This is a genomic window from Bradyrhizobium sp. (assembly GCF_030654605.1).
Classification (GTDB): Bacteria; Pseudomonadota; Alphaproteobacteria; order Rhizobiales; family Xanthobacteraceae; genus Bradyrhizobium.
The window spans coordinates 17,016-42,818 of sequence record NZ_JAURXB010000115.1; the positions used below are offsets into that span (position 1 = coordinate 17,016).

Below are 25,803 nucleotides of genomic sequence, written 5' to 3' on the forward strand. Positions count from 1 at the left end.
TGCGATCAGCGAAATGACGCAGTCTCTTTGCCGCCACGAATGCTATATGAGTTCCGATGTCAGGGGCAAAACGCCTCTTCGTGATTCGACAGAAGATTTTGAGCATGACAATCATTGCCTCGGATGCGCGCATTGCGGATACCAAGACCTATCCGCGACGCGCCGCCGTCGTCAGCTGGATCTTCTTCGACTGGGCCGCGCAGCCTTATTTCACGCTGATCACCACCTTCGTGTTCGCGCCTTATTTCGTCACCCATGTGGCGTCCGATCCCGCCAGCGGGCAGGCGATGTGGGGCTTTGCCACCGCGGCGGCGGGGCTGGTGATCGCGCTGTTGTCGCCGGTGCTGGGGGCGATTGCGGACGCCAGCGGCCGCCGCAAGCCGTGGATCGCTGTGTTCGGCGCGCTGCTCGTGATCGGCTCCTCGCTGATGTGGTTCGGCAAGCCCGGCGATCCCAGCGTGATCCCGGCGCTGCTGCTGGCCTTTGGTATCGCGACCATTGGCGTCGAATTCGCCATGGTCTTCAACAATGCGATGATGCCGTCGCTGGTGCCGCCCGACAAGATCGGACGATTGTCCGGTACCGGCTGGGCCACCGGCTATGTCGGCGGCATCATCAGCCTGATCCTGGTGCTCGGGTTTCTGGCGGCCAACCCGGCCACCGGGCGGACGCTGTTCGGGTTCATGCCGCTGTTCGGTCTCGATCCCCTGACACATCAGGGCGATCGCATCACAGGTCCGCTAACGGCGATCTGGTTCATCATCTTCGTGACGCCGATGTTCCTGCTGACGCCGGACTATCCGGCGAAGCTGCCGGTGCGCGAAGCGTTGCGCACGGGTCTCACCGAACTGAAGGGAACGCTCGCCGAGCTGCCGAAACGCAAGTCGATGGCGGCATTCCTGCTCGCCAACATGATCTACACCGACGGACTGGTGTCGCTGTTCGCATTCGGCGGCATCTACGCCGCCAGCACCTTCGGCTGGCACACCATCCAGATCGGCACGTTCGGGATACTGCTCGCGATCGCCGGTACCTTTGGCGCGTGGCTCGGCGGCAAGCTCGACGATACGCTCGGGCCGAAGCGGGTCATCACGGGCAGTACGGTGGTCCTGCTGTTGTCGATCATCGCCATTCTGTCTGTCGACAGGGATTCGATCTTCCTGGTCAAGGTGGCGCCGCCGGTGCCCGGCGGGGCGCTGTTTTCCGGTGCCGCGGAGCGCGCCTATCTGGTGCTGGGCTGCCTGATCGGCATGGCCGGCGGCCCGCTGCAGGCGGCGTCGCGCTCGCTGCTGGTCCGCATGGCCCCGAAAGACCGCGTCGCGCAATATTTCGGACTGTTCGCGCTGACCGGAAAGGTGACGTCCTTTGTCGGCCCGCTATTGGTCGGCGCCATCACCGCCATCACCGCAAGCCAGAAGGCCGGCATGGCGGTGCTGGTGCTGTTCTTCGTCGCCGGCCTGGCGTTGCTGTCGCGGGTCAAGGAAGAGTAATCTCCCTATCGTCCCTGCGTTCGCAGGGACGACGAGAGAATGAATCCTGCATCAGCCGGCATCGCTCCGATACTGCGTATTGACGGTAATGGCGCCGACGGCGCGCGACACGCAGGGGCAGATCTTGCCGTTGGTCTGCTTCTGGTGGTCGCTGAAGAACACATCGCGGTGATCGATCGCGCCGTCCACCGCGACGACGTCGATCGCGCAGACGCCGCATTCGCCGCGCCGGCAATCCGACATCACCTCGAAGCCGGCCTCGCCCAGCGCATCCAGCATCGATTTGTTCTCGGGCACCAGAATCTCCTGACCACCAGGATCGATCCGGATCCGGAACGGTTCGGTCGGCAACAACCCGCTGGAGCCGAAGGTCTCGTAGCGCAAATCCTGGGGCGCGCGCCCGGTCGATGTCCAGCTGCGCCGTGCCGCACCGAGCAGCCGCATCGGGCCGCAGATCGCGGCCATCGCATCCGGCGGCAGGCGACCGAAGCTGTGCTCGAGGTCGATGCGCCGGCCTTCGTCGCCGGCGTGGACGATCAGGCGATCGCCGAGCAAGCCGGTGAGTTCATCGAGGTACGCGGCGTCGCGCCGCGATTTCACGGCGTAGTGCAGCACCACGTCGGCGTTGCGGCGCATCAGCGCGCCGGCAATGCCGAAGATCGGCGTGATGCCGATGCCGCCGGCAACCAGGCACCAGGATTTTCGCGACCAGTCGATCTCGAACAGCGAGGCCGGGCTCGAAACCTCGATCCGCGCGCCCGGCTGCAGCGACCACATGTAGCGCGAGCCGCCCCGGCTGTCGGGCGCGCGCCGAACCGCGATGCGGTAGCCGTCAGGGCCGGCGTCGCCGACCAGCGAATAGCTGCGGGTCTCCGGCCGTCCGTCGATCGCCACGCCGACCGTGACATGACTGCCCGGCGAATAATGTTCGATGAAGAATGGCTCGGGCCGCAGCACGAATTCGCGAGTTGCTGATGCCACGTCGCGAATGGCGTGAACGGTGCACTTCGTCCATTTGCGCTCGAACCGCATGATGTAGACTCTTTGTCTTGACGCGTTTTCTCGACGCGAACCGGTATCCACTTCGCTTGAAAACGCTTTGCTATTCAGTAACAGGCGAACGGATCAGCGCCAGCGCCGGCAGCAGATCCAGATGGGTCCGGTTACGCAGCGCCAGCCGCAGGTTTCGGGCGGCGAGCCGCGCATGCTCGCGCATCACTGCCTCTGCCCTCGCTCCTTCGCGATTCTCGATGGCGTCGACCACGATGCGGTGATGGTCCTGCGCGATGATGAGGATCTGATGCGCTTCCGGCAGCGCCGATTGCGCCATCACGAAGCCGCTGGGAGAAGCGAACGGCAGCGCGGAGGCGCGGTCGATCTGCCGGATCAGGGGCGCGCTGCGGGACAATTCCGTGAGCAGGGCATGAAAGCGGGCGTTCATGGTGACGTAGGCGGAGAATGCCTCCACCGAGACCGCGTCGCGCGCCACCAGCTCGTCAAGCTCCGCCAGACTCTGCTTCAGCGGCTCCAGATCGCGCGCGGAAACCCCGCGCTCGGCGGCGAAGCGCGCGGCCAGGCCTTCGAGCACGCCGCGCAGCTCGATGGAGTCGAGAATGTCGCGTTCCGTAAAGGCCTTCACCATGAAGCCGCCGGAGGGAATCGCTTCCAGCAGCCCCTCCTCCTCGAGCCGGACCAGCGCCATGCGCACCGGCGTTCGCGATACGCCGGTGGTCTCCACCGCGCCCAATTCCGAAATTCGCTCGCCTGGCCGCAACCGCCCGGACAGGATCAGGTCGCGCAGCGCGAGCTGGGCGCGCACGGTGTGCGATACCGCGCGGTCGGGGTCGCGTTCGTTCATCGCTTCACTCCGCCGCCTGCATAGCTGCCGGGGGATTTTCGCGCGCGATCATGCGGTCGATCATGCGCCGCGCCCACATCGCGCCGGCGTCGATGTTGAGATTGTAGAACACGCGGTCGGGATTGGCGTCGATGGCGCGCTGCTGCGCTTCCAGAATGATTTCGTCTTCATGAAAAATACCGGCGACGCCTTCGCGGATTTCCGTAGTCAGCCGCTGTTCGGTCCGGCGATAATTGCGCGCAAACGCCCAGAAGTAATGGCACGTCGTTGCGGTTTCCGGCGTCATGGTATTGAGCACGTAGCCGTTGACGCCCTGCGAGCGGTCGCCTTCCGGCGCACCGGTGCCTGCGGGCGCGACCCCGACATCGATGTTGACGGTGCCGGGCGCCTGAAAGTGAATGATCTGCCAGCGATCGACCGGTCCCGGTTTTTGCAGCTGTCCGGCCCAGAATGGCGGCGCCTCGATGCCGCGCATCCAGCGGGTCACGGTCACGGTGGTGTCGCCATGGGTAACTTCGAACGGCGCCTCGGCGACGGCGTCATTGCCGATGCTGCCGCCATGCACGAAGGTCTCGTGCGTCAGGTCCATCAGATTGTCGACCACCAGCCGGTAGTCGCATTTGACGTGAATGGTCTTGCCGTCGCCGGCCCAGGCTGGATCGTCGTTCCAGTGCATGTCCGGCACCAGCGCGGGGTCGGCCAATGCGGGATCGCCCATCCAGAGCCAGATGAAGCGGTGGCGCTCGACCACGGGGTAGGCGCGCACGCAGGCCGACGGATTGATGGTCTCCTGCGACGGCATGAAGGTGCAGCGGCCGGACGCATTGAATTTGAGGCCGTGGTAGCCGCACACCACGGTGTCGCCCTCGAGACGCCCCTTCGACAGCGGCACCAGCCGATGCCAGCAGGCGTCTTCCAGCGCGCTCACCTGCCCGTCGGCTTGCCGGTACATCACGACCTGCTTGCCGCAAATGGTCCGCGGAAACAGCGCGCGCTTGATATCGGCATCCCAGGCGGCGGCGTACCAGGCATTTTGGGGGAAGGATGGGGCCATGACGGCTTGCTCGGCGTTGATTGGATGCCGATTGTATACATCAACCCCGAGGAAGCGACAAGTATGACTCGAATAGAGGTATTATAGTCCTTTTATGTATCCAGGTTCTGGTTCAAAGGCCGCTTAGTGCCGGAAATGCCTGACGCCGGTGAACACCATGGCGATCCCGGCATCGTCGGCGGCCTTGATGACTTCATCGTCGCGGATCGACCCGCCCGGCTGGATCACCGCGGTGGCGCCGGCCTCGATCGCGACCAGCAGTCCATCGGCGAACGGAAAGAACGCGTCCGAGGCGACCACGGAGCCCCGGGTCATCGGCGCGGCCAGCTTCAATTCGTCGGCGGCATCCTGCGCCTTGCGCGCGGCGATCCGCGCGGAATCCACCCGGCTCATCTGGCCGGCGCCGATGCCGACGGTGGCGAGGTCCTTGGCATAGACGATGGTGTTGGACTTGACGTGCTTGGCGACGCGGAACGCGAACTTCAGATCGCGCATTTCGGCGTCGGTCGGCGCACGCTTGGTTGCGACCTTCAGCGTCATGCCGTCGACCACGGCGTTGTCGCGGCTCTGCACCAGCAATCCGCCGGCAACGGTCTTGGCGGTCAGGCCCACCGTACGCGGATCGGGCAGCGCGCCCGCCAGCAACAACCGCAGGTTCTTCTTGGTGGCGACGATGGCGATGGCCTCTTCGGTCGCATCCGGCGCGATGATCACCTCGGTGAAGATTTCGGTGATGGCGCGCGCGGCGTCGGCATCGAGCGTGCGGTTCAGCGCGACGATGCCGCCGAAGGCGGATGTCGAATCGCAGGCCAGCGCCTTGCGATAGGCGCTGACCAGGTCGACGCCTTCGGCGACGCCGCAGGGATTGGCGTGCTTGACGATGACGACAGCCGCGGTGCGCGCGGCATCGAACTCGCCGAGGCATTCATAGGCCGCATCGGTGTCGTTGATGTTGTTGTACGACAGTTCCTTGCCTTGCAGCTGCCGCGCGGTGGCGACGCCGGGACGCTTGTCGGGCGTGCGATAAAACGCGGCGGTCTGGTGCGGATTCTCGCCGTAGCGCAGCGCCTGGATCAGCCGTCCGCCGAAGGCGCGGAAATCCGGCGCTTCGGTCTTGAGTTCGTTGGCGAACCAGTTCGAGATCGCCGCATCATAGGCGGCGGTGCGGGCATAGGCCTTTGCTGCGAGACGGCGGCGCAGGGTCAGCGTGGTCGCGCCCTTGTTGGCGGCGAGTTCGTCGAGCACGGCCTGATAATCGGCGGCTTCGACGACCACGGCGACGTCGTCGTGGTTCTTCGCCGCGGCGCGAATCATCGCGGGGCCGCCGATGTCGATGTTCTCGATGCAGTCCTCGTAGCCGGCGCCTTTGTCGACGGTGGCCTCGAACGGATAGAGATTGACTACCAACAGGTCGATCGGCGCGATGCCGTGCGTCTTCATCGCGTCGGCATGTTCGGCATTGCCGCGGATCGCCAGCAATCCGCCATGCACTTTCGGGTGCAGCGTCTTGACCCGGCCGTCCATCATTTCCGGAAAACCGGTCAGCTCCGAGACGTCCTTCACCGCAAGGCCCGCGGCGGCGATCGCCTTCGCGGTGCCGCCGGTCGAGACCAGCTCGATGCCGTGGGCCGCCAGCGCCCGGGAAAATTCGATCAGCCCGATCTTGTCGGAAACGGACAACAGAGCGCGGGTTACGCGGCGCGGATGGTCGGTCATGGGGGAGTATCCTGGCTGGTAAGCCAGCCCGGTAGCATGGTTTTGGCGATCACGAAACCGCAAGCGCAGAGGGGGCCTGCGTTGACCACAGGGAGTGTTGCGTGAGGGGTGGGGCTGGCAGCGGCCGACCCTGCTGCATGAAGCAAACACCGCTGTCATCGCCCGGTTTAACCGGGCGACCCAGTATCCCAGAGACGCCAGAACTTGAACCGAGATGCCTCGGCGTACTGGATCGCCCGGTCAAGCCGGGCGACGACAGTCCTGTTGTGGCGAGTAAAGCTAGATTGCTTCACGGAGCCAGTCATCGGGCGACGGCTTCGCGCCGACTCGTTGGCTCGCAATGCCAGCGCCTAAAGTTCCTACAGCGGCTATTCCGGCTCCCGGAGTCTCAAGCTGCCTTTGCCTTGATGGTCGGGATATGACGGACATCTTCGGACCGCTCCGCATGCCAGGTATCGTACGCGGCCTGCATCCGGGTCCAAATTCCCGCGCCGTCGCCAAGAAGCTTGCCCAGCCGGACCGCAATAGCAGGGGACACCGGCTTTCGTTCCTGCAGGATGTCGTACAGATGCTGCCGTGAAATCCCGAGCAATCCGGCGATCTCCGCCTTGGTGCGGCCGGTGGCTGAAATGATGTCTTCGCGAAGCAGCGCACCGGGATGGGTGGGGCAGCGGTTCTTGCCGCGCTTTGCCGCATAGACCATGTTTGCTCCTCTTTCTTTTCACTAGCAATGAGCAAGGCGTGGCCCTGCCACAAGTAGGCAACCGGCGAATATCCGCGGCACTAGGCGTTTCATTCGCGCGTTTAGTGGCGACCGAACTATCCAGTCACTTGGTCGTCGTTGCCATTGTAAAACCTCCGTCGCCATTTGATTTCCAAATGTGATTTCGTTTGTCTGGCAAGCTTGGATCGTGAATCAGAAATGCGCGACCTGTCGATGAATCGAAACTAACGTCCCAGTTTCCTAAATTCGCGTCGTAGCCCGGGATCAGTTGCCTGATTTCCAGGGTTGTTGGCGAGCGGAAATTGCCGCCGACCTCTGCAAAATGAATGTGGATACGACCAATTGGTCGAGCGACGTGAGCTAGATCGGTCAAGCCGTCGCCATTGAAGTCGCCGGGCAGCCATTTCCCTATGGACGCATCGTACTGGGGATTGTTTTCCGGAATCGAAGTTTGCCTACCGCTCCCAAATCTAATAAGGGCACGACGACCGCTGATTTCATAGTTGTCCCCGCAGTTTGTTCCGTCGAAATTATACGGCCCGGCCTTGGCGGCGCATGGCGGACGGGGAACGCGCCTTGGCAAAGCCGCTACAGGAATCACTCCGCCTCCAGCATCACTATTGAAAGCGATTTGCTGAGAGACGGCTGGCTGCCGAAAAACAATATACTTGTCTGCACCAGAACTCAGGGTGTTAGGTAGAGGAGAACCGTCAATTGTGCGAAGGTTGGTCGTCCATTTCATTGCAATTGGGTCGGGTTGCCCTCCTGCTTTAGTATATCGAACGACAAATGATACGTCGGTATTTGTTGCATACACTGCCGCTATCGTCACCTTTCCGGGCGACATGGCCAGAACCGTGTTCAAGCACTGCCTGTAAGCGCTGCTGGCAATCTGATCCAAGCCCGTCCATTTGACGCTTAATGCTTGATCTCTATTAAGAGATTCTGACCGGCGTTGGTTTAGCGTGTAACGTCGCACGTTGTCCTTGAACTGGTTATAATCGGCTCCAACAGGAACTCCATAGATCGGAACGGATATACCACCGCCATGCTTCTCTTTGATCTTCTTGTAGGTTTCTTCGTCCACTGATTCTGCAAGTCGATAGTCAAGCCGATCCGATGCAATTGAGTCGTACGTTGAGATTACTAAGGCTTTGTCGCATTCTTGCACTCCGGCAGCAGAGATCGGCACCGCACTTGTCAACGCCCAAGCGGCACAAATAGCGCCAAAATAAAAATTTCGCATACTTCCCATTTTTTCCTCCTGCTCAATCAGGGGTAGAATGGAGTCGTTTGGTAACTATCGTCAACAGCATTCTGAGCTGAAGGATCGGTTGGGAGGCCTCTCTTTTTTGCTTCTGTCTGAACCGCTCATTCTGCGGACACGTAAATTCTCGCACCCGCCGGTCAAACTCGCGTCGAATAACAATGGCGCCAAGCTTGCTTCCGTTATGGAAGCTCGGCTCTCCCACTCGTTGACTTCACGCCAGCCGCGTGATCGACCAAAGATTGTAAAGCTTCGGATAATGTTTCGATGGAGATTTTGGATCACAATCATAAGCTTCGAGCTGCTGCCGGTTTGATGGACACCGAGATTAAATGTTTCATGAAGCCGTTCGATTGAAGCCGGACACTTAAACTATACCCCGTCATTGCGAGGAGCGAAGCGACGAAGCAATCCAGCTATGCTGCGGTAAAGCTGGATTGCTTCGCTGCGCTCGCCATGATGACGCTTAGACTCCCTACAGCGGCAATTCCGGCTCGCGGCGGGCGTTGCGCCTGGCCGTGGTGGCCGAGGCCGACGTGGTCGAGCGGACAAAACTCCAGCGGATCGAGGCGGCGTGGCGGGATTCCTGCCGGATCACGATCTGGGCGGTGCGGCGGGGACCGTCATTGCCGGCCAGGAACACGCTGTCCTCCAGCTCGACCTTGTCGTCGAGCGCCTCGAAGGTCCAGACGTCGCGGTTCGGCAGCACCAGCATGACGCCGCGGGCGTCGGAAAGCCGGCTTGCCTTGACGGCGGGATGCAGATGAAACCGCAACGCATAATCGGTCTCGTTGCCCTTGATCCGGCCGCCCGGCGCCGGCGACAGGGTATCCTCGCCGTCCAGCCTGGTGCCGTCCTGCGCCACCATCAGCACCCGGCGATGCACCACACCGAACCGCGACAGATATCCGTCATGCGAGGTGGTCAGCAACACGCCGTTGGCGACCATCTCGCGATAGCTTTCGACAGTGGTCGGACCGCTCACCACGGGCGAGCCGCGCAGCAGCCGCTTCATCGCCGACAGTTCGACAAACTGGCAGGACGAGGTATCGTGATAGCACAGGGTGGAATGCGCCGGGGTGCCGCGCGCGAAGGCGCGCCAGTTGTCGCGGCCGGTGGATGGCATCCCGCAATTGATCACGATGCGGCTGAGACCCGACGACAGTTCGAACGACAGGCAGCCGGCATGGGCGTCGTGGCTGACGCTCGGCGGCGGCGGCGGGCCGGTGTCCATGATGATGGTCATGGCGCCGGCATCGAGGCGCTGAAAGCCGGTGTGCGGCATGTGTGCCATCGGCGCGCCGTGGGTATCGTCATAGGCCAGCAGCGTCGCCAGCAGATCGGATGGCGCGCTGCTCATGCCGTTGAACAGCGCAAAGCTGCCGTCGCCGTGGCGGAAGAAACGCAGCATCGGCATCATGCGGTCGATCGCGTTCAGCAGCGCCGGCGGCGGCGCGATGTTGCGGGCGGCAAAGGTCTGCCGCAGCGGCAGCAGGTCGATCAGGAGTTCGATCAGCGCGCCGGGATTGCGTGAAAAATGCCCGCCGTCGGGAAGAATCTGGCGCTGCAGCTCGTCGGACAATTTTTTCGTGGCGGTGCGGATATGCCGGGCCTGGTTCTGCAGGCAGAGCGAGGCGTAGCACAGCGCGATCAGCACCTGCAGCCGCGGCACGCCGTCGGGAATGTCGAGCATGGTGTAGCGCAGATAGCGGATTTCGCGGGTCAGCCCGCGCAGATAGCGCCGGTAGAACTTGCCGTCGGTATCGCCGAGCACCAGCGGCGCCTGCGACAGCAGCGAGATGACGCGGCGCGCCAGCACGTCGGCGCGGCGGCCGACCGGGCGCTTGTGCGCCGGATTGGAAATCCAGTCGTCGACCAGCGAGCGGGCATTGGCGCGGGTCAGCGCGGTGTCGGCGGCGCGCAGATGGCGCAGCCAGCCGAAGCCGAGCAGCGCCACTTCCCAGTCTTCCGACGGCGGCTCGAGGTCGAAGATCGAGCGGCCGTGGCAGGTCACGATCTTGCCGGCGAACACGAAGCGGCCGGCATAGATCTCGGCGGCGCGGGTGGCGTCGGCGGTGCGCAGATCGTGCGGGGCGATGATCAGCCGGTCGGTGCGACCCGGCCACAGCCGCGACACCGCGACCGAGCCGCCGCTGACGCGCGAGATCATGTTCCGCGCGAAGCGGCCCAGGATCAGCGTCGAGATACGTCTGCGTTGAGCGACCGTCACGCCTTGCCTTGATTGGGAGAATTAGATGCGAATCCTTTTAATCCGGAAACGCCGCCAAGACACCATCTTGAAACCGGGCGAATCAGCGCCGGAACGCGAAAATGCAGTGCAAAATCAGGATTTAACCAATCGGGCGGCGTAAAAACCGTCGAGACCGCCCAGGCGGGGGTCCTCGTGCGGCAAATGGCAGGGCAGGGTGCGCAAATCGCCGTCCGAATTAAGGATTTCGCTGAGGCCGGCGACCTCGCTGGCGTCGATCGGGGCCCGGCGCATGGCGGGCTCGGCGGCCAGCAGCGCCGAAATGGCCTGCTCGCCTTCTTCCGGCTCCAGCGAACAGGTGCAATAGACCAGCGTTCCCCTGGGCTTCAGCAGCGCGGTCGCCCGTTGCAACAATCGCTTCTGCAGCGCCATCAGCGCGCCGATATCGGCCTCCGTCCGCAGCCAGGCGACGTCGGGGTGGCGGCGGATCGTTCCGGTCGAGGCGCAGGGCGCATCGAGCAGGATGCCGTCGAAGCCTTCGCCCGGACTCCCACCAATGTCGCCGCCCTGCCATTCGGCGGCGTCGGTCACCACGGTCGCAGCTTCCAGCCCCAGCCGGGTGAGATTGTCGTTCAGCCGCGCCATGCGGCCGGGCGAACGGTCGACCGCGGTGACCTGGGCGCCGGCCTGGATCAATTGCGCGGTCTTGCCGCCGGGGGCGGCGCAGAGATCGGCGATGCGCTTGCCGGCGATGTCGCCGAACAGCCGCGCCGGCAGGGCGGCGGCGGCGTCCTGCACCCACCACTGGCCATCGGTAAAGCCCGGCAGCATCTTCACCGAGCCCTGCAGCAGCGTGCGCACGCTTCCCGTCGGCAGCGTTTCGCCGTGCAGCCGCGTCGCCCACTGCTCCGCGTCGGACTTCACGGTGATATCGAGCGATGGTTCATGGCTCAGCGCCACCGCGATCTCCCGCGCGGTGGTCTCGCCATAAAATGCGATCCAGCGCGCCAGCAGCCATGGCGGAACGTCCAGCGTCTGCGACTTGACCTCGTCGATCAGCGACGGTCCCTCGCGCGCGCAGCGGCGCAGCACCGCGTTGACCAGCCCGGCATATTTGGCGGCGCGCCGGTCCGACTGCACCAGCCGCACCGAAAGATCGACCGCGGCGTGATCGGGCACGTCCATCCAGAGAATTTGGGCAGCGCCAATCAGCAGCGCGCTCTGCGCGCGCGGCGCGTCGGTCGGAATACCCCTGTCGAGCAGCCGCGACAGCACATGGCCGAGGGTGCCGAGCCGCCGCAGGATGGTCGCCACCAGCCGTCGCATCAAGGCGCGGTCGCGGTCGGGCAGCGTCTTCAGCCCGGGATGGGCGCCGGCGCCGTCGAGCTGGTCATCGAGAGTTCGGTGCTTGTGCAGTACGCCGTCGAGAATATCCGCCGCGATCCGCCGCGCCGCGAGGCCGGGCACTTCGGATGGCAGGGCGAATCTTTGAGGAGGCATGGAGCGGAAACATCTCAGGAGATAAGGAAAGGGACGACCGTTCAACGCGATTTCGGCGCTGATATCGAAAGGACAGCACCTCTGACATGCGAATATGCCAAATATAAGAATCGCCTTTATGATTTCACAGTTCGGGTGTGAGCTTTATTCTCGAAGTCCGGATTGAGCAGGGATTGGGCAATGGCTGGAAACGCTGACACGACCGACAAGCCACCACTGCCCGAACCAGCTGCTGGGGAACGCAAGCCACTGCCGGCGGCGGCCCAGCGTGCGTTGGCCGAGGCCGAAGCGCGCCGGCAAGCCGCCGCGGCCAACGCACGGGTCGCACCGAAGGAATTGCAGGGCCCGAAGGGCCCGGAACCGACGCGCTATGGCGACTGGGAGAACAAGGGCATCGCCTCGGATTTTTGATCCGGTCTATCTTTGAACTCGGAAGCGCTTGCCGGTTCGGCGCGACTCACCCCACTTTTGGGAATATGTCCCCATTTGACAGAATAAATACTCATCGGTGCAAGACCTGCGATCCGGGCAGGCCCTGGCGCCGTCGCTTTTCAGCGCTCCTGCCCTGGATCTTCATTCTTGGCGTGGCGCCGGCGACGTTGTTGCCGCTGCGGCAGTGGGTGAATTGGCCGGCACCGGTCTCGCAGCCATCAGCCGATAGCCAGGCGGCGCGCGACGCCGAAATGGTCTGGCGGCGCGCCGGAAATTCCAGCGTTCGGCATCCGGTCGACGTGCTCAGGACCATCGATGGCGACACGTTTGAGGCGCGGGTGCATCTGTCGCCCGGGCTCGAGCCGACCACGCGGGTTCGCCTGCGTGGCGTCGATGCGCCGGAGTTGAAGGCCGCCTGCGCGCAGGAGCTGGAACTGGCCGAAGCCGCAGGTGCGGCCTTGCGCGGCCTGCTCGGCGAAGGCGGGGTCGCGATCTACAATATCGGGCCCGACAAATATAACGGCCGCGTCGTCGCCGATGTCGCGACGCGGCGGACCGACAATGTTTCGGCGGCGCTGCTCGCCGCGGGCCACGCGCGCGGCTATCGCGGCGGCCACCGCAATTCGTGGTGTCCGGGTTGAGTCCTCAAACGAAAAGCCGCGCAATTGCGCGGCTTTTGAGCCCTCAAGCGCTGAAGGATGGATCAGCGCGTCACGACCACCGTCGTGCCGACGGAGACGCGCTGGTAGAGATCGGTGATATCGGCGTTCAGCATGCGAATGCAGCCGTAGGAGACGAAGCCACCGACCGAACCCGGCGCGTTGGTGCCGTGGATCGCATATTCGCCGCCCGCCAGTGTCATCGCGGCAACGCCCATCGGGTTGCGCGGCGAGCCGCCGGGGATGACGTTCGGCATCGAAGGTCTGTCGCGCTTCACTTCCGCCGGCGGCGACCAGGCGGGATTGGTGTACTTGCCGTCGATCCTGGTGGTGCCGGCCCATTGCTTGCCGGCGCGGCCGACGCCGACGGGATAGCGGACCGCGCGACCCTGCTCGACGACGAGATAGAGCCGGCGCTCATTGGTCTTCACCACGATCGTTCCCGGCGAATAGTCGCCGCGGAAACCGACGATGTCCGGGCGCGCCTCGGCCGCGGTCGACAGCAGGGCCCCCGCCCCGATGGTGGCTGCCAGCGCCACCGCAATCCTCAACGACATCAATCTCTCCACTTTAACTCGGGACGCCCCTGGGGCCGTCAAATTTCCGAAAGGCCTGCAAAATATCGGTTCGCCCGCGCATTCTTGACCGCGCGGCTTAACCAACCGGTTTCGAGGCCGGGCTCTGAGCCCGTTCAATGCGGACCAACAAAGGAAATGTTGAGAACAAAGTAAATGACTTGAAAACAACACTCGGCAGGAAAGCGCAGGCGCGAAGCGGTCTTCCCTGACGATCGTGTGAGGAGGCGCGAAAATCCTCGTGTCCCGGACGCGACGCGCCACGAAGTGACGCGGCGCAGAGCCGGGACCCACGGGACAGAAACGGTGCTGCGAGATGGACCCCGGATCTGCAGCGCATCGCTGGCGCGCTGCGCTTTGCCCGGGGAACGGGTCTTGGAGACCCCGCCCCCTATGCCCCCGCTTCCTTCTTGTTCTGCCGCTGCGCGACGAGGTCTTCCACCACGGCGGGATCCGCCAGGGTCGAGGTGTCGCCGAGACTGCTCGGTTCGTCCTCGGCGATCTTGCGCAGGATGCGGCGCATGATCTTGCCGGAGCGGGTTTTCGGCAGGCCGGGCGCGAACTGGATCAAATCGGGCGAGGCGATCGGGCCGATGTCCTTGCGCACCCACGCCACCAGCTCCTTGCGCAGCGCTTCCGAGGGTTCGGTGCCGGTCATCAGCGTCACATAGGCATAGATGCCCTGGCCCTTGATGTCGTGGGGATAGCCGACGACGGCGGCTTCCGAGACCAGCGCGTGCGCCACCAGCGAACTCTCGACTTCGGCGGTACCCATGCGATGGCCGGAGACGTTGATGACGTCATCGACGCGGCCGGTGATCCAGTAATAGCCGTCGGCGTCGCGGCGGCAGCCATCGCCGGTGAAGTACTTGCCCTTGTAAGTCGAAAAATAGGTCTGTTCGAAGCGGGCATGGTCGCCATAGACCGTGCGCATCTGGCCCGGCCAGGATTTGGCGATGCACAGATTGCCGCTGCATTCGCCCTCCAGCACCTTGCCGTCGGCATCGACGATCTCGGGCACCACGCCGAAGAACGGTTGCGTCGCGGAGCCCGGCTTGAGTTTGGTGGCGCCGGGCAGCGGCGTGATCAGGATGCCGCCGGTCTCGGTCTGCCACCAGGTATCGACGATCGGGCAGCGCTCGTCGCCGACGACGCGGTAATACCATTCCCAGGCTTCCGGATTGATCGGCTCGCCGACGCTGCCGAGCAGCCGAAGGCTCTTGCGCGAGGTCTTCCTGACCGGATCGTCGCCGGCCTGCATCAGCGCGCGGATCGCGGTCGGCGCGGTGTAGAAGATGTTGACCTTGTGCTTGTCGATCACGTTCCAGAACCTGGACATGTCGGGGTAATTCGGCACGCCTTCGAACATCAGCGTGGTCGCGCCGTTGGCCAGCGGCCCGTACAGGATGTAGCTGTGGCCGGTGACCCAGCCGACGTCGGCGGTGCACCAGTAGACGTCGCCGTCGTGATAGTCGAACACGTATTGATGCGTCATCGACGCGAATACCAGGTAGCCGCCCGAGGTGTGCAGCACGCCCTTGGGCTGGCCGGTCGAGCCCGAGGTGTAGAGGATGAACAGCGGATCCTCGGCATGCATCGGCTCGCACGGGCATTCCGTGGTCACCATCTCGGCGGCCTCGTGATACCAGAAATCGCGCGACGGGTTCATGTCGACCGCGGCACCGGTGCGCTTGACCACGACGACCCAGTCGACGCCGCCGCATTTGGCGACCGCGGCATCGACATTGGCCTTCAGCGGCACCTTCCTGCCGCCGCGCAGGCCTTCGTCAGCGGTGATGATGATCTTGGACTGGCAATCGGTGATGCGCTGGGCAAGGCTGTCGGGCGAGAAGCCGGCGAACACCACCGAATGGATGGCGCCGATCCGCGCGCAGGCCAGCATGGCGTAGGCGGCTTCCGGAATCATCGGAAGATAGATGGTGACACGGTCGCCCTTCATGACGTTACGGGTGCGCAGGATGTTGGCCATCTTGCAGACTTCGTCGTGCAGCTGCCGGTAGGTGATGTGCTTCGACTGCGAGGGGTCGTCGCCTTCCCAGATGATGGCGGTCTGGTCGCCGCGGGTTTCGAGATGCCGGTCGATGCAGTTCCAGGCCACATTCAGGACGCCGTCCTCGAACCATTTGATCGAGATGTTGCCGGGCGCAAACGACGTGTTCTCGACCTTGTGGAACGGCTTGATCCAGTCGACACGCTTGCCCTGTTCGGCCCAGAACCCGTTGGGATCGCTCACCGAGCGCGCATACATCTCCTGGTACTTGGCCTGATCGACAAAGGCGCGCTTGGCCCATTCCGCCGATACGTCGTAGATTTTCTCGGACATGTTACCCTCCACCCATGCGGCCAGTGAACGCGAGCACTGCAGGCCGTCCCGTTTGTTGCAACGATTATGCGTCGGGCCTAGCGGCACCGACAAGCGGAAGAAATAGGACATTAGGCGGGGTTCCCCCGCCATGCGCAGGATCAAGCCGCCGCCGGTCGGCCCCGCCGCAGGCGCCGGGCTCCATCACGATCGCGTTGGCCGTTAGCCAAAAAACCTCTGCATGGCGCCCATTCCGTCTCTAGCGGTATTTACGAACCGTTCGGGCCAGGGGACGGACTAGCGCTGCCGGCGATTACCCCCTAAATGGCCTCCCCGGGGGTCAGACCCCCGCCGGAACCAAAGACCGATAATCGGCATTACCGGACGAACAGTTGGAGCAAGGCGTCTAAAGCCATGATGGATCAGCAGAATTTCGAGGCTGCGCGGCCCGTTTCCGCCGATCCTGCCGTTGAACTGGCGAAAGCGCTGGGCCAACTGCCGAAACTGGCACCCGCCGCCAGGCCGGCCCCCGCTGCCAAAACTGCCCTCAAGACCACTGCCAAGACCACTGCGAAGACGTCGGTGGAAGACCTCGCCGAGGAGCATGGCCTCAAGCTCGGCGACCAGAACGAGCTCACCATCCGCCGCATCAAGCGCGGCAAGAACTATTCCTTCGTGCGCGCCAACGGCACTGCGGTCCGCCATGCCGGCACTATCAAGCGCCTGCATTCGATGGCGGTACCGCCGGCCTATGCCGAGGTTCGCTATTCTCCCGATCCCTCCTCGCACCTGCAGGCGGTCGGCCGCGATGCCGCGGGCCGGCTGCAATACCGCTATCACTCGGACTGGGAGAAGGTCCGCGAACGGCGCAAGGCACACCGGCTGGCGCGGCTGGTCGGTGCCCTGCCGAAAATTCGCCGCAACGTCTCGATGCACCTCTCGGGCGATACGCCGACCCGCGAATTCGCGCTTTCGGCGGTGATCGAGCTGATCGCGCGTACCGCGATCCGGCCCGGCAATGAATCCTACGCGAAGCTCAATGGCACCCGCGGCGCCACCACGCTGTTGAAGTCCAACGTCGTGGTCGAGGACGACAACCTCGTGTTGACCTTCAAGGCCAAGGGCGGCAAGGCCGTGCGCAAGGAATGCGACGCCGCCAAGCTGGTGCGCGCCATCGGCATCCTGCGCACCGTGCCCGGCAAACGCATGTTCCAGTATCGCGACGGGTCCGGCACGGTTCGCGCGGTCTCCACCACCACCGTGAACGCGTTCCTGCGCGAGATCGCCGGCATCAAGATTTCGCTGAAGGATTTCCGCACCCTGATGGCATCCGCCGTGGTGCTGGAATCGCTGTCGCGGATTTCGCCGGCCGCCAGCGCGCACGGCCGCAAGAAGCAGGTGCTGGACGCGGTGCGCGCCGCCGCCGACGAACTGTCGAATACCCCGGCGATCTGCCGCAAGAGCTACGTCCACGACACCATCGTCACCGCCTTCGAGGACGGCATCCTCGAACGCTTCGCGGCGACCATGAAGGGCTATCGCTCGCAGTCGAAGCGCGAGCAGCTGCTGGCGCAAGTGGTCGCGACCGCGGCGGCTTGACCTTTCTTCCTTCTCCCCTTGTGGGAGAAGGTGGCGCGAAGCGCCGGATGAGGGGTCTCTATCCGCGGGCAAACTATCCGTTGAGCCAACCCCTCACCCGTCTCGAATGCGCTAACCGCGCATTCGATCCACCCTCTCCCACAAGGGGAGAGGGGAAGCCGGTCAGCCGCCAACTAAGTCATCATTCTCGGAGAATTGGGCGCCGAATGGCCTGACGGCGCAGCGAAGGGCTGCGCGTGAATCATTCCCCCGGCGGCGTGGGCGTTGGACAGGAACACGACATTCCTGCCGCCCCGCTTGGCGTCGTAAAGGGCGTCGTCGGCCCATTTTGCGACCATCTCCGGCGCGGCATCTTCCCGCGCGAACGCGACGCCGAGGCTGATCGTCACCACGCCGCTGGAGCCGTCCGCGGGATGAATTCCGGGATTGACGATGGCGAGCGCTTCCACCGAGCTGCGGATGCGTTGCGCGATGGCCCAGGCGCGATCGGGCGAAGTGTCGGCGAGCACGACGAGGAATTCCTCGCCGCCATAGCGGAAGACGGCGTCTTCGCACCGATTCCTCGATCGCCTTCGCCACCCGTCTGATGCAATCGTCGCCGGCAGCATGGCCGGCGGTATCGTTCAATAGTTTGAACAAGTCGATATCGGCCATGATGAACGCGATACGGGCTTTCGGGATCGCCGGGTCACGCCAGAGCCGATCGATGAGATCGGTCGCCGAACGGCGGTTGGCCAGCCCGGTGAGGGGGTCGCGCGTCGCCAGTATTTCCAGCTGGCGATTGGCGCTTTGCAGCGCGTCGCTGCGATACTGGTTGCGCAAGGACATCAGGAAGGCTTTTTGACCGAGGATCGATTGGGTCTTCCGCGCGATCGTCGCCGCATACATTCCAATCGCATAAAAGATCGACGTTCCGATCGCTTCCTTGAGTTCGATCTGGGGGTTGAAGATTTCAAAGCCAAAAAAAATCGCCGCGGAAGAGACCATCAGGGACAGCGTCCAGATATAGTCGACGTTGAGAACGACGAGGGCGATCGTGTTCACGAACATGACGCTGATCAGGATACGCTCATAACCGGCGCCGCCGGCCGCGACGGCGAGCAAGCCGTAAGCAAGCATGACGCTGCTCATCAGCAGCATGATCGACAGGCCCAGGATGGAGGCGCTGCGGGGCTTTCGCCAGACAAGGTAAGTACAGGCGTGCAACGCCGGAACCAGCACCCCGCTGATGGCGGCAGTGAGCCAAAGCAGGTGGGGAGCGAGAAGGTAGCTGACCGGTACGAAGCTGATGCTGATCAGCGCGACCCAGACCATCCATGAGCGGGCAATCTTGCTTCGTTGCGGCCAGTCCTTGGCGCGATACAGGCGATCCATCTCGGGAGAAAACCGGATGTCGCGCGTGCGCTGTGACAGCAGCCGCTCGGTCTCGGCTTCGAGAGCAGGCGTCATGGACACGGGCGCCGTGTCGTCGCACGGCGTCGGATTCCGGCGGCTGGCACCCGATTTCAAAACCTGGTCCTCCTCCCGCCCTGCTTGCCGCACGGTCCGGAGTAAGCGCCTGAATTGCTAAATTTCTCCTGCAGCGAGGGCAGAGGAGTAGTTACACGGCAATGAGCGGTTTTATGATACCGATCTCGGCGTGAAGGGAACTGCTACATCCCGCCCATCTTGCAGACGATCTTCCATTCCTCCGCCGTCACCGGCTGCACTGACAGCCGCGAATATTTCACCAGCGCCATCTCGGTCAGCCGCTTGTCGGCCTTGATGGCGGCCATCGTCACCGGAATCTTCAGCGGCTTGCCGGCTTTGATATCCACGCAGACGAATTTTTCGCTTTTGTCGGTGGGATCCGGATAGGCTTCCTTGATGATCTCGGCGATGCCGACGATCTCCTTGCCCTCGTTGGAGTGATAGAAGAAGGCGAGGTCGCCCTTCTTCATCTTCACGAGATTCTGCCGCGCCGTAAAATTGCGCACGCCGGTCCAGGCTTCGCCCTTTGCGCCCTTGGCCACCTGTTGGTCCCACGACCAGGTCGAGGGTTCCGATTTCACCAGCCAGTAGTTCATGACACCTACCATCCATCCGTCATGGCCGGACTCGTTCCGGCCATCCACGTCTTCTGCCCGATCCCAATATCAAGACGTGGATGCCCGCGGGGTCAAGCGCGGAGACGCGCTTCGCGCTTTTGCGCGGGCATGACGAAGGGTACGTCATCCCTCTGCCTTGAACGGGCGCGTCAGCAGGCTTTCGATCGCTTGGTCGATCGAAGCCTGGCCGCTCAATATCGCCGCGACCGCCGACGATACCGGCATATCGACGTTCTGCGAAGTCGCCAGCTCGATCAGAACGGGCGCGGTAAACTCGCCTTCGGCGAGCTTCCCCGATGGCCGTGGCTCGCCGCGTCCCAGCGCTGCGCCGAGGGCAAAATTGCGCGACTGCACGCTGGAGCAGCTCAGGATCAGGTCGCCGAGGCCGGAGAGGCCCGCCATGGTTTCGCTGCGCGCACCGCAGGCGCGGCCGAGCCGCACCAATTCGCTGAAGCCGCGCGTGGTCAGGGCCGCCTGCGCCGAGGCACCGAGCTTGCGGCCGACCACGATGCCGGCGGCGATCGCGAGCACGTTCTTGGCGGCACCGCCGATCTCGACGCCGCGGACATCCGAGGTGTGATAGGGCCGGAAGGTCGAAGACCCCAGCGCTTGCACCAGCTCACTGGCAAGCCGCTCGTCCTTCGCCGCCAGCGTCACCGCGGTGGGAAGGCCGCGCGCCACGTCGTCGGCAAAGCTCGGCCCCGACAGGATGGCGGCAACCGCAGCAGGTGCGGCTTCGGAAATCACCTCGGTCATGAAGTGATGGGTGCCGCGCTCGATACCCTTGGCGCAGGCGATCACGGGCGTGCCGTTGGCCAGATGAGGCGCCAACGTGGTCACCGCCGCTCGCAGATGCTGCGCCGGCGTTGCGATCAGCAGGATGTCGGCGCGGGCGGCAACCGCCATGTCGGCGATCACTTCGATGCCTGCATTCAGACGCACGCCGGGCAGGCGCGGATTCTCCCGCGTCGCCGCGATCTGCGCGGCGATCGCGGCATCGCGCGCGCAAAGCACGACCTCGCGGCCGGCCCGCGCCGCGACCGCGGCCAGCGCCGTCCCCCAGGCGCCGGCGCCGATCACGCTGATGGAGTTAAAGGACGGCATGGCGGCGGGCCTTGGCCAGAGCGGGATGGATCAATTCAGGTTGCTGCACGGTATCGAGATACGGCGATTCTATCTTTGCATGGGGTTGTTTTCGATATTTTAGAATGCCGCCCGCGTCCTGCCATATCCGGCCGGTGCCGTGGCGTTGGCATCGAGCAGCCAGCGCGCGCGGGGGGCGGCGTCCATGGTGTCGACCATGCCCAGCGCCAGCCGCTCCGCGCCGGCCCAGGCGATCATCGCGCCATTGTCGGTGCAGAGCGCCGGCGGCGGAATGATCAGCGTGGTCTGCGCTTTGGCGGCGACATCCTGCAGCGCGCCGCGGATCGTCTGGTTGGCGGCGACGCCGCCGGCGGCGACCAGCGCGCGCGGCGGGCCGAACTGCTCGTGAAACAGCCGCAGGCCGACGCTCAACCGATCCGCCGTCGATTCCAGCACCGCGGCCTGGAAGCCGGCGCAGAGATCGCTGATGTCCTGCGGCTCCAGCGGGACCAGCCGGCTGGCTTCGTTACGCACCGCGGTCTTCAATCCCGACAGCGAAAAATTGGCGTCGGCGCGTCCGAGCATCGGCCGCGGCAAGGCAAACCTCTTGGCGTCGCCGCCGACCGCGGCGCGCTCGACTTCCGGCCCGCCCGGATAGGGCAGGCCAAGCATTTTGGCCACCTTGTCGAAGGCTTCGCCCATGGCGTCGTCGACGGTGGTGCCGAGCCGGACATAATTGCCGACGCCGATCACGGCGACGATCTGGGTGTGGCCGCCGGAGGCGAGAAACAGGCAATAGGGAAACGCCAGCGCGCAGGTCAGCCGCGGCGTCAGCGCGTGGGCCTCGAGATGGTTCACCGCGATCAGCGGCGTATCGTGCACCATCGCTATCGCTTTCGCGGTGGTGAGGCCGACGATCACGCCGCCGATCAGGCCGGGCCCCGCGGCGGCGGCGACCGCCGAAAGTTTGGAGTAGGCGACCCCCGCCTGCTTCATCGCGCTGTCGACGATGCCGTCGAGCACATCGACATGGGCGCGCGCCGCGATCTCCGGCACCACGCCGCCGAAGGCGGCATGTTCCTCGGTCTGCGAGCGCACGATATTGGACAGAATGCGCCCCGACCCGTCGCTCAGGCGCTCGACCACGGCGGCTGCGGTTTCATCGCAGGTGGTCTCGATTCCCAGCACCAGCATTGACGTGTCGTTACCCAATTTGAGCCCTTGCGCTATCGGCCAAAGCGGCGTTTGCCTATCCTCGCGTAGCACTGCGGGGTCTCAAAGTGCAATCGTCCGTTGCTCCTGAAATCCAGCGCCAAAAGAACACGACGCATGGCCGTTCTCGTTACCCGCCCGCATCCCGACGATGAAGCCACGGCCATGGCGCTTCGCGACCGAGGCTTTGAGGTGCTGCAGGCGCCGATGCTGCGGTTCGAGCCGGTCGCGTTCCATGACGATCTGGACGCGCGCTACGGCGCGGTGGTTGTCACCAGTGCCAACGCGCTGCGCGGCATCGAACTCAAGGGCCACCGGCTGCACGAGTTGCCGCTGTTCGCGGTCGGTGAGCATACCGCCAGCGCCGCGCGCCGCGCCGGGTTTACCCATGTGATGCCGGCCAGCGGCGACGCTGCCGGCTTGCGCGACCTGGTGCTGGCAAGGGTCAAGGCGAAGGAGCTGAAGAAAGCCTCGACGCTGCTGTATCTGGCCGGCGCCGATCTGGCCCGGGATCTGGCCGGCGAACTCGGCGAAAGCGGTCTGCGGGTCGTCACCCACACCACCTACCGGATGGTCCCAATGGCGAGCCTGCCGCGCGAGGTTTGCGACGCGTTCGCCGCCAGCCGGATCGAGGCGGTGCTGCACTATTCACGCCGCAGCGCGCGCGCCTTTCTGGATGCGGCGCGGGCCGGTGGCGTCGAAATATCGGCGTTGTCGATTCCGCAAGGCTGCATCTCCGCCGCCGTCGCGGCCGTGCTCCGCGAGGCCGGGGCGACGCAGGTCATGGTGGCGGCGACGCCGGATGAAAATGCCCTGTTCGGGGCGCTTGAGCGTGCGTTGCGGGCCTGATCGCGGTAAGAGGATCAGGTCGAATCCCGTAACGTTCGCCACAATTGATGAGGAACCGTCATAATGGTCGATGACAGGCCCGAAGATGCCGGACCAGCGCCCGATACCGGCCGTGCCAGGCGCGAGCCGCCGACCATCGACCTCGAGGCGACGGAGGTCTCCGGCGAGACCCGAAAGACGGCCCCCGCCGCCGAAGCGGAGCCGGACCCATCGCCGCCGCGGCCTGCGCCGGCGAGGAGTTCCGCGGCGCTCGTGGGAGCCCTTTCGGGCGCCAGCGCCGCCGCGCTGGTGCTCGGCGCTGCCTGGTTCGCGGGATGGCCGCTAACGACGTCGCCGCCAGCCCCGGCGCCTCAAGCCAATTCCCTGATCAGTTCCGCCGCCGTCGATGACCTTGCGGCGCGCCTCGCCAGCATGGAGGCCAAGGTAGCCACGCCCGCTGCCGTTGCCACGCCAGATCCGACGGTCGCCGCGCGCTCGGAAGCCCTGGAAAAATCGCTGGCCGCGTTGCGCGGCGAGCTTGCGGCGCAGCGGGCGCAATCGGACAAACTCGCTTCAGCCATCAACGACGCGAAATCGGCGCCGCAAGCCGCACCCCCGCCGGACCTGTCCGCGATCAACGAACGCATTGCCCAGATCGAACGCGCCGCCAGCGCGCAGAATGCGGAGCTCAGCAAGGAAATCGCCAAGCCGGCCGACGATGTGCCGCTGCGCCGCATCGTGGCGGCGGCCCTGCTCGACGTTCTCGTTCGAACCGGCGATCCCTATCCCGCGGCGATTAGTGCAGCGAAAGCGCTGGCGCCGAATCCGGAGGCCTTGAAACCGCTGGAAGGCTTTGCGGCTTCCGGGGTGCCAAGCGCCAACAGCCTGAGCCGCGAATTGCTGACGCTGGTGCCAAAATTGTCGCCCCCGGCGCCTGAAACCTCGACGACAGGTACCGGCATTGTCGACCGGCTGCAGGCGGGTGCCGCCAAACTCGTCCGTATCGAGCGTAGCGACGCCGTCGGCACCGATCGCGGCGCGGTGGTGGCGCGGGTCACGGCGGCGGCGTTGCGCAACGATTTCGCCGAGGCGCGGCGCGAATTGAAGTCGCTGGCGCCGGCCGATCGCGCCGCCGCGCAAGCCTGGCTAGACAAGGCCGATGCCCGCGATGCCGCGCTCGCGGCCTCCCGCCAATTCGCCGCCGATGCGATGGCGACGCTCGCCAAACCTGTTCAATAACAAGCCTGTTCAATAGACCTGCACGATAGGACCTTCATGTATCGGATCATTCTGTACCTGGTGTTGATCGCGCTCGCAGCGGCTGGCGCTGCATGGGTCGCCGATCAGGGCGGCGATGTCGCGCTGAATTGGGGCGGCTGGCGTATCCAGGCCTCGCTGCCGGTGTTCGCGCTGGCGCTGGGCATCACCATTGTCGCCGTCATGCTGGTATGGGCGATCCTGCGCGCGCTGTGGGGCGCGCCGCAGCGTCTGAAGCACCGGCGGCGCGAACGCCGCCAGGCGCGCGGCCGCCATGCCATCACGCAAGGATTGCTGGCGATCGGTCACGGCGATTCCGCTGCGGCGCGCCGCCATGCCGATGTCGCGCGCCGCGATGCCGGGCACGATCCGCTGGCGCTGCTGCTGCACGCGCAATCCGCCCAGATGGACGGCGACCGCGAAGGCGCGCAACGCGCTTTCCGCGCCATGGCAGAGCGCGAGGACACACGATTGTTGGGCCTGCGCGGGCTGTTCATCGAAGCGCAGCGTGCCGACGATCCGGTCGGCGCGGTCATGATCGCCGAAGAGGCGCTGAAGCTGGCGCCGGCCTCGATCTGGGCCTCGCATGCCTTGCTCGGCTTCCGTTGCGCCAAGGGCGACTGGAGCGGCGCGCTTGCTATTCTCGACAACAATCTCGCCTCGGGGCTGATCGACAAGGCCACCTACCGGCGCCAGCGCGGCGTGCTGCTGACGGCGCGCGCGCTGGAGCTGGAGAAGGTCGACCGCGACAAGTCGCGCGAAAGCGCGATGGAAGCGATCAAGCTGGCGCCGACGCTGGTGCCGGCTGCGGTGCTGGCGAGCAAGTATCAGACCGAGGCGCATCAGATCCGGCGTTCGATGCGGATCGTGGAGACGGCCTGGCTGGCGCAGCCGCATCCCGATCTCGCCGATGCCTATGCGCATGTGAAGCTCGGCGATTCCGCGCGGCAGCGGCTGGTGCGGATCGAGACGCTGGCGGCGAAGGCGCCTGGCCATATCGAAAGCGCGCTGGCGATCGCGCGCGCCGCGATCGATGCCGCGGAATACGAGCGCGCGCGGGCCGCGCTGGCGCGGTTCATCGCGGTGCCGACGCAGCGGGTGGCGCTGCTGATGGCGGAAATCGAGCGCACCGAGCATGGCGACAGCGGCCGGGCGCGGGCTTGGACCTTGCGCGCGGTGCGCGCGCAGCACGATCCGGTGTGGACCGCGGACGGCTATGTCAGCGATCGCTGGCGGCCGGTGTCGCCGGTATCCGGGCGGCTGGATGCGTTTCAATGGCAGACGCCGCTGGCGGCACTGCCGTCCGACAGCAGCGCCGCCATCGAAGCCTTCGCCCTCGAAGAGGAGATGCTGGCGCCGCCGCGCCGTGTCGAGCCGCCGAAACAGCCCGAAGCCGAGGTGACCGCCGAGGAGGCCTCGCCGCCGGCTGCGGCGCAGGACAATTCCCCGACCCTGGCGCCGGCGGCCGAACCGGCCGCTGCGGCCGAGTCCGAACCGGTGCCCGCGCCGTCCCCGCCGCCGGTCGAACCCGTGGCCCCGGCGCCTGCGCCGCTGTTCCGTGCCCGCCAGGATATTCCCAAGACCATTCCCCAGGTGATCCCCATCGTGCGGGCGCCCGACGACCCCGGAATCGACGACGATCCCGCCAGCGAGGAATTCAGGGAACAATTGAGCCCGACACAGAGCCAGGCCGGCGGCTGGCGCGGGTTTCTGTCCCGATGGGGGAGCTGATTTAGGGAGATTTCGGAGAGCGTTTTTCTTGCAAAAACGCCTCCTGCCCGATATCAGGGGCCAGCGTTTTCAGGCCGCTGCCTGAGCGCATCGCTTGGTCCGCCGCAATAGCTCAGTTGGTAGAGCACGTCATTCGTAATGACGGGGTCACAGGTTCGAGTCCTGTTTGCGGCACCAGTTTCCTCCTAAGATATCTAAA

At 64.8% G+C, this 25,803-nt stretch carries 20 protein-coding genes, 1 tRNA gene and 1 pseudogene; 8 read left to right on the forward strand and 14 right to left on the reverse strand.

What is annotated here, in order from left to right; translation table 11 throughout:
* Positions 1 to 104: 104 nt before the first annotated feature.
* Entirely contained in the window at positions 105 to 1,490 is a 1,386-nt protein-coding gene (locus Q7U29_RS11700; protein WP_304741542.1) for an MFS transporter, read from the forward strand.
* A gap of 51 nt (positions 1,491 to 1,541) precedes the next feature.
* Here Q7U29_RS11700 and Q7U29_RS11705 read toward each other — a convergent pair whose 3' ends face one another.
* The 8 genes from Q7U29_RS11705 to Q7U29_RS11740 all read right to left on the reverse strand — a co-directional run bounded on the left by Q7U29_RS11705 (position 1,542) and on the right by Q7U29_RS11740 (position 11,818).
* On the reverse strand, positions 1,542 to 2,522 hold the full coding sequence (locus tag Q7U29_RS11705) for a PDR/VanB family oxidoreductase (protein ID WP_304741544.1): 981 nt from the start codon (positions 2,520 to 2,522) through the stop codon (positions 1,542 to 1,544).
* Positions 2,523 to 2,592: 70 nt separating this feature from the next.
* Positions 2,593 to 3,348 (reverse strand): GntR family transcriptional regulator, encoded by a 756-nt coding sequence (locus tag Q7U29_RS11710; RefSeq protein ID WP_304741546.1) that lies wholly within the window; start codon positions 3,346 to 3,348, stop codon positions 2,593 to 2,595.
* A gap of 4 nt (positions 3,349 to 3,352) precedes the next feature.
* The gene (locus tag Q7U29_RS11715; protein ID WP_304741548.1) at positions 3,353 to 4,402 is read right to left on the reverse strand and encodes an aromatic ring-hydroxylating dioxygenase subunit alpha; all 1,050 of its coding nucleotides are present in this window, start codon (positions 4,400 to 4,402) and stop codon (positions 3,353 to 3,355) included.
* A gap of 123 nt (positions 4,403 to 4,525) precedes the next feature.
* Entirely contained in the window at positions 4,526 to 6,118 is a 1,593-nt protein-coding gene (purH, locus tag Q7U29_RS11720; protein WP_304741550.1) for a bifunctional phosphoribosylaminoimidazolecarboxamide formyltransferase/IMP cyclohydrolase, read from the reverse strand.
* A 388-nt stretch (positions 6,119 to 6,506) separates the two neighbouring features.
* Positions 6,507 to 6,821 (reverse strand): HigA family addiction module antitoxin, encoded by a 315-nt coding sequence (locus Q7U29_RS11725; protein WP_304741552.1) that lies wholly within the window; start codon positions 6,819 to 6,821, stop codon positions 6,507 to 6,509.
* Between the two features lie 124 nt (positions 6,822 to 6,945).
* Positions 6,946 to 8,088 (reverse strand): hypothetical protein, encoded by a 1,143-nt coding sequence (locus Q7U29_RS11730; protein WP_304741554.1) that lies wholly within the window; start codon positions 8,086 to 8,088, stop codon positions 6,946 to 6,948.
* A gap of 496 nt (positions 8,089 to 8,584) precedes the next feature.
* Positions 8,585 to 10,279, reverse strand: a complete 1,695-nt coding sequence (locus Q7U29_RS11735) for a heparinase II/III family protein (protein ID WP_304741655.1) — start codon at positions 10,277 to 10,279, stop codon at positions 8,585 to 8,587.
* 174 nt (positions 10,280 to 10,453) lie between these two features.
* Entirely contained in the window at positions 10,454 to 11,818 is a 1,365-nt protein-coding gene (locus Q7U29_RS11740) for an RsmB/NOP family class I SAM-dependent RNA methyltransferase (protein ID WP_304741556.1), read from the reverse strand.
* 180 nt (positions 11,819 to 11,998) lie between these two features.
* Here Q7U29_RS11740 and Q7U29_RS11745 point away from each other — a divergent pair, with 180 nt between their 5' ends.
* Complete coding sequence (locus Q7U29_RS11745) at positions 11,999 to 12,229, forward strand: DUF1674 domain-containing protein (RefSeq protein ID WP_304741558.1); 231 nt, start codon at positions 11,999 to 12,001, stop codon at positions 12,227 to 12,229.
* Positions 12,230 to 12,294: 65 nt separating this feature from the next.
* Positions 12,295 to 12,891 carry a thermonuclease family protein gene (locus tag Q7U29_RS11750; protein ID WP_304741560.1) on the forward strand — a complete coding sequence of 199 codons (597 nt, stop codon included), beginning with the start codon at positions 12,295 to 12,297 and terminating at the stop codon, positions 12,889 to 12,891.
* Positions 12,892 to 12,953: 62 nt separating this feature from the next.
* On the opposite strand, the gene Q7U29_RS11755 is transcribed toward Q7U29_RS11750, so the two are convergent.
* The gene (locus Q7U29_RS11755; RefSeq protein WP_304741562.1) at positions 12,954 to 13,466 is read right to left on the reverse strand and encodes a L,D-transpeptidase; all 513 of its coding nucleotides are present in this window, start codon (positions 13,464 to 13,466) and stop codon (positions 12,954 to 12,956) included.
* A gap of 409 nt (positions 13,467 to 13,875) precedes the next feature.
* The gene (gene acs, locus Q7U29_RS11760) at positions 13,876 to 15,828 is read right to left on the reverse strand and encodes an acetate--CoA ligase (RefSeq protein ID WP_304741564.1); all 1,953 of its coding nucleotides are present in this window, start codon (positions 15,826 to 15,828) and stop codon (positions 13,876 to 13,878) included.
* Between the two features lie 393 nt (positions 15,829 to 16,221).
* Here acs and Q7U29_RS11765 point away from each other — a divergent pair, with 393 nt between their 5' ends.
* Entirely contained in the window at positions 16,222 to 17,406 is a 1,185-nt protein-coding gene (locus tag Q7U29_RS11765; protein WP_304741566.1) for a DNA topoisomerase IB, read from the forward strand.
* A gap of 173 nt (positions 17,407 to 17,579) precedes the next feature.
* On the opposite strand, the pseudogene Q7U29_RS11770 reads toward Q7U29_RS11765, so the two are convergent.
* From Q7U29_RS11770 to tsaD, 4 genes and pseudogenes are all read right to left on the reverse strand, one after another.
* A pseudogene (locus Q7U29_RS11770) lies at positions 17,580 to 18,855 on the reverse strand (GGDEF domain-containing protein).
* Positions 18,856 to 19,058: 203 nt separating this feature from the next.
* Positions 19,059 to 19,472 carry an EVE domain-containing protein gene (locus Q7U29_RS11775; protein WP_304741570.1) on the reverse strand — a complete coding sequence of 138 codons (414 nt, stop codon included), beginning with the start codon at positions 19,470 to 19,472 and terminating at the stop codon, positions 19,059 to 19,061.
* A 144-nt stretch (positions 19,473 to 19,616) separates the two neighbouring features.
* Positions 19,617 to 20,597 (reverse strand): NAD(P)H-dependent glycerol-3-phosphate dehydrogenase, encoded by a 981-nt coding sequence (locus Q7U29_RS11780; RefSeq protein ID WP_304741572.1) that lies wholly within the window; start codon positions 20,595 to 20,597, stop codon positions 19,617 to 19,619.
* 99 nt (positions 20,598 to 20,696) lie between these two features.
* Entirely contained in the window at positions 20,697 to 21,770 is a 1,074-nt protein-coding gene (gene tsaD, locus Q7U29_RS11785; RefSeq protein ID WP_304741574.1) for a tRNA (adenosine(37)-N6)-threonylcarbamoyltransferase complex transferase subunit TsaD, read from the reverse strand.
* A 135-nt stretch (positions 21,771 to 21,905) separates the two neighbouring features.
* Between tsaD and Q7U29_RS11790 the strand changes: the two genes are divergently transcribed.
* The 4 genes from Q7U29_RS11790 to Q7U29_RS11805 all read left to right on the forward strand — a co-directional run bounded on the left by Q7U29_RS11790 (position 21,906) and on the right by Q7U29_RS11805 (position 25,781).
* Entirely contained in the window at positions 21,906 to 22,637 is a 732-nt protein-coding gene (locus tag Q7U29_RS11790; RefSeq protein ID WP_304741576.1) for a uroporphyrinogen-III synthase, read from the forward strand.
* A 63-nt stretch (positions 22,638 to 22,700) separates the two neighbouring features.
* Positions 22,701 to 23,855: a COG4223 family protein gene (locus Q7U29_RS11795; RefSeq protein ID WP_304741578.1), complete on the forward strand. Its 1,155-nt coding sequence runs from the start codon at positions 22,701 to 22,703 to the stop codon at positions 23,853 to 23,855.
* Between the two features lie 36 nt (positions 23,856 to 23,891).
* Positions 23,892 to 25,604, forward strand: a complete 1,713-nt coding sequence (locus Q7U29_RS11800; RefSeq protein WP_304741580.1) for a heme biosynthesis protein HemY — start codon at positions 23,892 to 23,894, stop codon at positions 25,602 to 25,604.
* 101 nt (positions 25,605 to 25,705) lie between these two features.
* Positions 25,706 to 25,781: transfer RNA gene (locus Q7U29_RS11805), tRNA-Thr, on the forward strand.
* The last annotated feature ends 22 nt before the right edge of the window (positions 25,782 to 25,803 follow it).

Excerpts from the sequence above, each read along its gene's own strand:
- Q7U29_RS11700 (WP_304741542.1), top strand. The coding sequence starts at position 105 with ATGACAATCATTGCCTCGGATGCGCGCATTGCGGATACCAAGACCTAT.
- Q7U29_RS11705 (WP_304741544.1), bottom strand. The coding sequence starts at position 2,522 with ATGCGGTTCGAGCGCAAATGGACGAAGTGCACCGTTCACGCCATTCGC.
- Q7U29_RS11710 (WP_304741546.1), bottom strand. The coding sequence starts at position 3,348 with ATGAACGAACGCGACCCCGACCGCGCGGTATCGCACACCGTGCGCGCC.
- Q7U29_RS11715 (WP_304741548.1), bottom strand. The coding sequence starts at position 4,402 with ATGGCCCCATCCTTCCCCCAAAATGCCTGGTACGCCGCCGCCTGGGAT.
- purH (WP_304741550.1), bottom strand. The coding sequence starts at position 6,118 with ATGACCGACCATCCGCGCCGCGTAACCCGCGCTCTGTTGTCCGTTTCC.
- Q7U29_RS11725 (WP_304741552.1), bottom strand. The coding sequence starts at position 6,821 with ATGGTCTATGCGGCAAAGCGCGGCAAGAACCGCTGCCCCACCCATCCC.
- Q7U29_RS11730 (WP_304741554.1), bottom strand. The coding sequence starts at position 8,088 with ATGCGAAATTTTTATTTTGGCGCTATTTGTGCCGCTTGGGCGTTGACA.
- Q7U29_RS11735 (WP_304741655.1), bottom strand. The coding sequence starts at position 10,279 with ATGATCTCGCGCGTCAGCGGCGGCTCGGTCGCGGTGTCGCGGCTGTGG.
- Q7U29_RS11740 (WP_304741556.1), bottom strand. The coding sequence starts at position 11,818 with ATGCCTCCTCAAAGATTCGCCCTGCCATCCGAAGTGCCCGGCCTCGCG.
- Q7U29_RS11745 (WP_304741558.1), top strand. The coding sequence starts at position 11,999 with ATGGCTGGAAACGCTGACACGACCGACAAGCCACCACTGCCCGAACCA.
- Q7U29_RS11750 (WP_304741560.1), top strand. The coding sequence starts at position 12,295 with ATGTCCCCATTTGACAGAATAAATACTCATCGGTGCAAGACCTGCGAT.
- Q7U29_RS11755 (WP_304741562.1), bottom strand. The coding sequence starts at position 13,466 with ATGTCGTTGAGGATTGCGGTGGCGCTGGCAGCCACCATCGGGGCGGGG.
- acs (WP_304741564.1), bottom strand. The coding sequence starts at position 15,828 with ATGTCCGAGAAAATCTACGACGTATCGGCGGAATGGGCCAAGCGCGCC.
- Q7U29_RS11765 (WP_304741566.1), top strand. The coding sequence starts at position 16,222 with ATGATGGATCAGCAGAATTTCGAGGCTGCGCGGCCCGTTTCCGCCGAT.
- Q7U29_RS11775 (WP_304741570.1), bottom strand. The coding sequence starts at position 19,472 with ATGAACTACTGGCTGGTGAAATCGGAACCCTCGACCTGGTCGTGGGAC.
- Q7U29_RS11780 (WP_304741572.1), bottom strand. The coding sequence starts at position 20,597 with ATGCCGTCCTTTAACTCCATCAGCGTGATCGGCGCCGGCGCCTGGGGG.
- tsaD (WP_304741574.1), bottom strand. The coding sequence starts at position 21,770 with ATGCTGGTGCTGGGAATCGAGACCACCTGCGATGAAACCGCAGCCGCC.
- Q7U29_RS11790 (WP_304741576.1), top strand. The coding sequence starts at position 21,906 with ATGGCCGTTCTCGTTACCCGCCCGCATCCCGACGATGAAGCCACGGCC.
- Q7U29_RS11795 (WP_304741578.1), top strand. The coding sequence starts at position 22,701 with ATGGTCGATGACAGGCCCGAAGATGCCGGACCAGCGCCCGATACCGGC.
- Q7U29_RS11800 (WP_304741580.1), top strand. The coding sequence starts at position 23,892 with ATGTATCGGATCATTCTGTACCTGGTGTTGATCGCGCTCGCAGCGGCT.